5 protein-coding genes and 1 pseudogene are annotated in these 6,618 nt (G+C 65.5%); all 6 read left to right on the top strand.

Going from position 1 to position 6,618, the window contains the following annotated elements; translation table 11 throughout:
• Nucleotides 1-261: pseudogene (locus VGC18_RS10190) on the top strand (DNA polymerase III subunit beta); the annotation flags it as partial.
• Nucleotides 262-291: 30 nt separating this feature from the next.
• A complete protein-coding gene (gene gnd, locus VGC18_RS10195) occupies nucleotides 292-1,182 on the top strand; it encodes a phosphogluconate dehydrogenase (NAD(+)-dependent, decarboxylating) (RefSeq protein ID WP_331096927.1) in 891 nt (296 codons plus the stop codon).
• A 13-nt stretch (nucleotides 1,183-1,195) separates the two neighbouring features.
• Nucleotides 1,196-2,371 carry a DNA replication/repair protein RecF gene (gene recF / locus VGC18_RS10200; protein WP_331096929.1) on the top strand — a complete coding sequence of 392 codons (1,176 nt, stop codon included), beginning with the start codon at nucleotides 1,196-1,198 and terminating at the stop codon, nucleotides 2,369-2,371.
• A complete protein-coding gene (locus tag VGC18_RS10205) occupies nucleotides 2,368-2,862 on the top strand; it encodes a DUF721 domain-containing protein (protein WP_331096931.1) in 495 nt (164 codons plus the stop codon). Before recF ends, VGC18_RS10205 begins: the two co-directional genes overlap by 4 nt.
• A gap of 166 nt (nucleotides 2,863-3,028) precedes the next feature.
• Nucleotides 3,029-5,002 (top strand): DNA topoisomerase (ATP-hydrolyzing) subunit B, encoded by a 1,974-nt coding sequence (gene gyrB, locus VGC18_RS10210; RefSeq protein ID WP_331096933.1) that lies wholly within the window; start codon nucleotides 3,029-3,031, stop codon nucleotides 5,000-5,002.
• Nucleotides 5,003-5,058: 56 nt separating this feature from the next.
• Nucleotides 5,059-6,618 (top strand): DNA topoisomerase (ATP-hydrolyzing) (locus VGC18_RS10215; RefSeq protein ID WP_331096936.1); only part of this gene is annotated, 1,560 nt, incomplete at its 3' end.

Below are 6,618 nucleotides of genomic sequence, written 5' to 3' on the forward strand. Positions count from 1 at the left end.
GCGATCGGCTCCGAACAGGCCCAGGCATCGGAGACCATCGACGCCCATCTCAACGGCGCAGACACCGTCGTCTCCCTCAAGCCGGCATTCCTCCTCGATGGACTCGGCGCCGTGCATTCCGAGTTCGTGCGCATCTCCTTCACCAAGACCGAGAATCCCAACAAGCCCGGTCCGGTGCTGATCACCAGCCAGTCGTCCAGGGATCAGCCCGGTGCCGACAACTACAAGTACCTCCTTCAACCCAATCTCTTGCTGCGCTAACCGTCCGTCTCGTTCGAAAGAAGCACACCAATGCACATTGGCCTCGTCGGTCTCGGAAAAATGGGCAACAACATGCGGGAGCGCCTCCGCGAACACACGATCGAGGTGACCGGATTCGACCAGAATCCCGATGTCACGGACGTCGCGACGATCGCCGATCTGGCGGCCGCCCTGCCGACACCCCGCATCGTCTGGATCATGGTTCCCGCCGGAAAGGTGACCACCGCCGTCGTCACGGAGCTGGCAGAGGTGTTGGAAAAGGGCGACATCATCATCGATGGCGGCAACTCCCGCTTCACCGAGGACTTCAAACACGCCGCACAGGTCGCCGAGAAGGGCATCGAGTACATCGACGCCGGGGTCTCCGGCGGCGTCTGGGGACTGAAGAACGGCTACGGCCTCATGGTCGGCGGCAAAAAGAAGAACATCGACCTCGTCATGCCGGTCTTCGACGCCCTTCGGCCGGACGGCCCGCGGGACGAGGGCTTCGTCCATGTGGGCGAGATCGGCGCGGGACACTACGCCAAGATGGTCCACAACGGTATCGAGTACGCCCTCATGCAGGCGTACGCGGAGGGATATGAGCTGCTCGACAAGCGCAGCGACATCATCAACGACGTGACGGGGACCTTCAAGGCGTGGCAGCGCGGCACGGTCGTGCGGTCCTGGCTGCTCGAGCTCCTGGTCAGGGCGCTCGAGGAGGATCCGGAGTTCAAGGACATCGCCGGATACGTCGAGGATTCCGGGGAGGGCCGGTGGACGGTCGAGGAGGCCCTCGCCAACGAGGTCCCCGTTCCGACGATCAGCGCATCCATCTTCGCCCGCTTCGTCTCGCGCCAGCCTCAGGGTTCTCCCGCGATGAAGGCCGTCGCGGCGCTGCGGAACCAATTCGGTGGGCACTCGGTCAAAGCGGTCGACTGACCCCGTGTCTTAAGTGATCGTCACCCATCTCACCCTCACCGACTTCCGCAACTACGCGAGCGCGGACGTCGCGCTGGTTCCCGGGGCCAACCTCTTCGTGGGCAGCAACGGGCAGGGCAAAACGAACCTCGTCGAGTCGCTGGGATATTTGAGCACCCTCGGTTCGCACCGGGTATCGGTGGACCACGCGATGATCCGACAGGGTGCCGCGTCGGCGATCATCAGGGCGAGGCTCGAACACGGCAACCGTCAGGTGCTCGCCGAGGTGCAGATCAATCGTTCCGGGGCCAATCGGGCGCAGGTCAACCGCTCGGTGATCAAAACCCGCGAGCTGCCGCGGTACTTCTCCAGTGTGTTGTTCGCCCCGGAGGATCTCGCCCTGGTCAGGGGGGATCCCTCCGGGCGCCGGCGTTTTCTCGACGAGCTGCTCGTATTGCGCTCGCCGAGGATCTCCGGCGTGCTCGTCGACTACGAACGGGTCGTCCGGCAGCGCAACACCCTGTTGAAGTCGGCCAGGGCGTCCGGGATCAAGGCGACACAACTGGGGACCCTCGAGATCTGGGACGAGAGGCTGGTCGCGCTCGGATCGCAGCTGATCGAGGCGAGGACGGCGCTCGTGGCCGAGCTGCGGCCGGAGGTTTCGGCGGCCTACACCGCGGTGGCAGGAGAGGATCACGGCGCCGGGTTGGCGAATCGGCTGAGCATCCTCTCGTCGACACCCGATGTCGACGACCAGGACGCGTCCTCCTCCGATTCCCTCCGTCGCGACCGCCTGACGGCGGACGAGGCTGCGGTTCTCTTCCGCGACGCGCTCACCAGGCTCCGCCGGAGCGAACTGGATCGCGGGGTGACCCTCGCCGGACCGCACCGCGATGACCTCGTACTCGAGCTCAATTCGCTACCGGCCCGCGGATACGCCAGTCACGGGGAGTCCTGGTCGTTCGCCCTGGCCCTGAAACTCGCTTCCGCGACGCTCCTGCGCCGGGAATCCGCGGCGGGGGATCCCGTCCTCATCCTCGACGACGTCTTCGCCGAGCTCGACCAGTCCCGGCGGGGCAGGCTCGCCTCGGCCGTCGCGGACTTCGAGCAGGTGCTCATCACGGCGGCGGTCCTCGAGGACGTTCCCGACGGGCTCACCGGCAACACCGTGCGCATCAGCCACGGGACGATCGTGGAGCCGGAACGGTGACGGACGAGCAACCGTCGGAATCCGTCGGCGTCTACCTCCGCTTCCGTCGCGTCTTCGGCGACGGCTCCTCGCGGTCGAGCGACGCCAGGAAGCGCGCCAAGAGAGAGCCGGGATCGAGTGTTCCCTTCGGTTCCGGCCGAGACCCCGAAGGACTCGGCTCCGTCGTCGATGCCCTCACAGCGAGACTCGGCTGGAACTCCTCGCTCGCCCGGTCGGAACTGCTCGACTCCTGGGCCGGGATCGCGGGGGCCGAGACGGCGGAGCATTCCTCGCCGGCGGGGATCGAAGACGGTGTCCTGACGGTCCGCTGCGACTCGACGGCGTGGGCGACGCAGCTGAGGCTGATGCGGGTGCAGATCATGACTCAGATCGCGGTCCGCTATCCGGACGCCGGCATCCTGTCACTGCGTTTCGAAGGGCCGGGGGCCCCCTCATGGAAAAGAGGCCCCAGATCAATTCCAGGGCGTGGTCCACGCGATACTTATGGCTGAGGAGGCAAAATCGGTCACCGCGGTCGGATAAAGTCCCCAGACGGCGGAATTCTGCCCTTTAGGGGCTCTCGATTTGGTAGAATCGAAAGGTCGCCATGACAGCTTCCTCCCCGGGAGCCGGGTCGCGGACGACTCATCGATCTATCCGGTAGGAGCCCAATTTCACATGCCAGCGAACCGCTCGAATTCCGAGTCTGAAGACAGCTACGGTGCCGATCAGATCCAGGTCCTCGAGGGGCTCGAGGCGGTGCGCAAGCGGCCGGGCATGTACATCGGCTCGACCGGTCCCCGCGGCCTCCATCACCTCGTCTACGAGGTCGTCGACAACTCCGTCGACGAGGCCCTGGCCGGCTACTGCGACACCATCGTCATCACGATGCTCAAGAACGGCGGCATCCGGGTCGTCGACAACGGGCGCGGCATCCCGGTCGACCTGAACAAGTCGGAGAACAAGTCGAGTGTCGAGGTGGTCATGACCATCCTCCACGCCGGTGGCAAGTTCGGCGGCGGCGGATACTCGGTCTCCGGCGGTCTGCACGGCGTCGGCATCTCCGTGGTCAACGCGCTCTCCTCCCGCATGGACACCGAGGTCCGCAGGCAGGGGGCGGTCTGGCGGATGAGCTTCACCAATGGAGTTCCCGACGCGCCGCTCGCGAGGGGCGAGGATTCGGACGAGCACGGCACCACCCAGACCTTCTGGCCGAGCCCCGAGACATTCGAGACCGTCGAATTCGATTTCGAGACCCTTCGCGCCCGTTTCCAGCAGATGGCCTTCCTCAACAAGGGGCTGTCGATCACCCTGATCGATGAGCGGGAGCTCGACGGGCAGACGGAGCCGGTCCAGGTCACCTACCTCTACCACCAGGGCCTCGTCGACTACGTCGAATACCTCAACTCGGCCAAGAAGGTCGAGGTCGTGCATCCGGACATCATCTCCTTCGAGCTGGAGGACCCGGAGCTCAAGATCTCCGTGGAGGTGGCCATGCAGTGGACCACCTCGTACCAGGAGAGCGTGCACACCTATGCGAACACCATCAACACGCATGAGGGCGGCACGCACGAGGAGGGCTTCCGGGCCGCGCTCACCACGCTCGTCAACAAGTACGCGCGGGAGAAGGGCATCATCAAGGAGAAGGACGAGAACCTCACCGGCGACGACGTCCGCGAGGGTCTCACCGCCGTCATCTCCGTGAAGCTCGCCGAACCGCAGTTCGAGGGCCAGACGAAGACCAAGCTCGGCAACACCATCGCGAAATCCTTCGTCCAGCGCATCACCGGCGACCAGCTCGGCGACTGGTTCGACCGCAACCCGACCCAGGCCCGCGACGTGATCCGCAAGGCGATCCAGGCATCCGCGGCCCGTCTCGCCGCCCGCAAGGCGCGCGAGCAGACCCGCCGCAAGGGGCTGCTCGAGTCGAGCGGGATGCCGGGAAAGCTGCGCGACTGCTCCAGCAATGACCCGAGCCTGTCGGAGATCTTCATGGTCGAGGGGGACTCCGCCGGCGGTTCCGCCGTGCAGGGCCGCAACCCCGAGTTCCAGGCGATCCTGCCGCTGCGCGGCAAGATCCTCAACGTGGAGAAGGCCAGGCTCGATCGGGCGCTGGCCAACAACGAGGTGCAGGCCATGATCACGGCCTTCGGCGCGGGTGTGGGGGAGGACTTCAACCCCGAGAAGGCGAGGTACCACAAGATCGTGCTCATGGCCGATGCGGATGTCGACGGGCAGCACATCACGACCCTGCTGCTGACCCTGCTGTTCCGGTACATGCGCCCGTTGATCGACCTCGGTTACGTGTATCTCGCGCAGCCGCCGCTCTACCGGCTCAAGTGGAGCAACTCGCCCCACGAATACGTCTACAGCGACCGCGAGCGCGACGCGCTGGTCGAGTCGGGTCTCGCGGCCGGCAAGCGCATCCCCAAGGACAACGGGATCCAGCGCTACAAGGGTCTCGGCGAGATGGACTACAAGGAGCTGTGGGAGACGACCATGGATCCGGCGACCCGCACCCTGCTGCAGGTCACCCTCGACGACGCCCTCGCCGCCGACGCGATCTTCGACACCCTGATGGGTGAGAACGTCGAATCCCGGCGCAGCTTCATCCAGAAGAACGCGAAAGACGTGCGGTTCCTCGACATCTAGTTCGTCGATGAGATCTCGACGAGCTCGATCCGCTTTCAACAAAGAACTGAGTATTCATGGCTGACGAAGACACTCCCGTCGAAGACCAGGTCGCTGGCAAGGAGATCGACCTCGCGCACGACAAGATCACGCAGGTGGACCTGCAGGTCGAGATGCAGCGCTCCTACCTCGACTACGCGATGAGCGTCATCGTCGGCCGCGCGCTCCCCGAGGTCCGGGACGGGCTCAAGCCCGTTCATCGCCGTGTGATCTACGCGATGTATGACGGCGGATATCGGCCGGACAAGGGATTCTCCAAATGCACCCGCGTCATCGGGGACGTGATGGGTCAGTTCCACCCGCACGGCGACTCCTCCGTCTACGACGCCCTCGTGCGGCTCGTGCAGCCGTGGAGCCTCCGCTACCCGCTCGCGCTCGGCCAGGGCAACTTCGGCTCGCCGGGCAACGACGGCGCCGCCGCCCATCGGTACACCGAGACCAAGATGGCCCCGCTCGCCATGGAGATAGTCAGGGACATCGAGGAAGAGACCGTCGACTTCGAGCCCAACTACGACGGCCGCACCCAGGAGCCGAAGGTGCTCCCGAGCCGGTTCCCCAACCTGCTGGTCAACGGATCGGTCGGCATCGCCGTCGGGATGGCGACCAACATCCCGCCGCACAACCTCCGCGAGGTGGGCGAGGGTGCGCTCTGGCACCTGGCCCACCCGGATGCGACCCAGGAGGAGCTGCTCGACGCCCTCATCCAGCGGATCAAAGGACCGGACTTCCCCACCGGCGCCCAGATCCTCGGGCTCAAGGGGATCCAGGACTCCTATCGCACCGGCCGCGGCTCGATCACGATGCGGGCGGTGGTCAACGTCGAGGAGCTGCAGGGTCGTACCTGCCTCGTCGTCACCGAGCTCCCGTACCAGGTCAATCCCGACAACCTCGCGCTGAAGATCGCGGAACTGGTCAAGGAGGGCAAGCTCACCGGCATCGCCGACATCCGCGACGAGACCTCCGGGCGCACCGGCCAGCGGCTGGTCATCGTGCTCAAGCGCGATGCCGTCGCCAAGGTCGTGCTCAACAATCTGTACAAGCACACCCAGCTGCAGGAGAACTTCGGCGCGAACATGCTCGCGATCGTCGACGGCATCCCGCGCACCCTCTCGCTCGACGGCTTCATCACCGCCTGGGCCACCCACCAGATCGATGTCATCGTCCGCCGCACCGAGTTCCGCCTGCGCAAGGCGGAGGAGCGCGCGCACATCCTCCGTGGATACGTGAAGGCCCTCGACGCGCTCGACGAGGTCATAGCCCTCATCCGCAACTCGCCGACCGTCGACGACGCCCGCGAGGGGCTCATCGCCCTGCTCGAGATCGACGAACTGCAGGCCAGGGCGATCCTCGACATGCAGCTGCGCCGGCTCGCCGCGCTCGAGCGCCAGAAGATCACCGACGAGCTGGCCGAGATCGAGACCGAGATCGCCGAATACCACGTGATCCTGGCCAGCCCGCAGCGCCAGCGCGACATCGTGAGCGAGGAGCTCACCGAGCTCATCGCCAAGTACGGCGACGACCGCCGCACCGAGATCATGTACGGCTTCGACGGCGACATGAACATGGAAGACCTCATC

This window comes from Lacisediminihabitans sp., assembly GCF_036404185.1.
Lineage (GTDB): Bacteria > Actinomycetota > Actinomycetes > Actinomycetales > Microbacteriaceae > Lacisediminihabitans.

Coding starts and splice junctions, on each gene's coding strand:
- gnd (WP_331096927.1), top strand. CDS start 292: ATGCACATTGGCCTCGTCGGTCTCGGAAAAATGGGCAACAACATGCGG.
- gyrB (WP_331096933.1), top strand. CDS start 3,029: ATGCCAGCGAACCGCTCGAATTCCGAGTCTGAAGACAGCTACGGTGCC.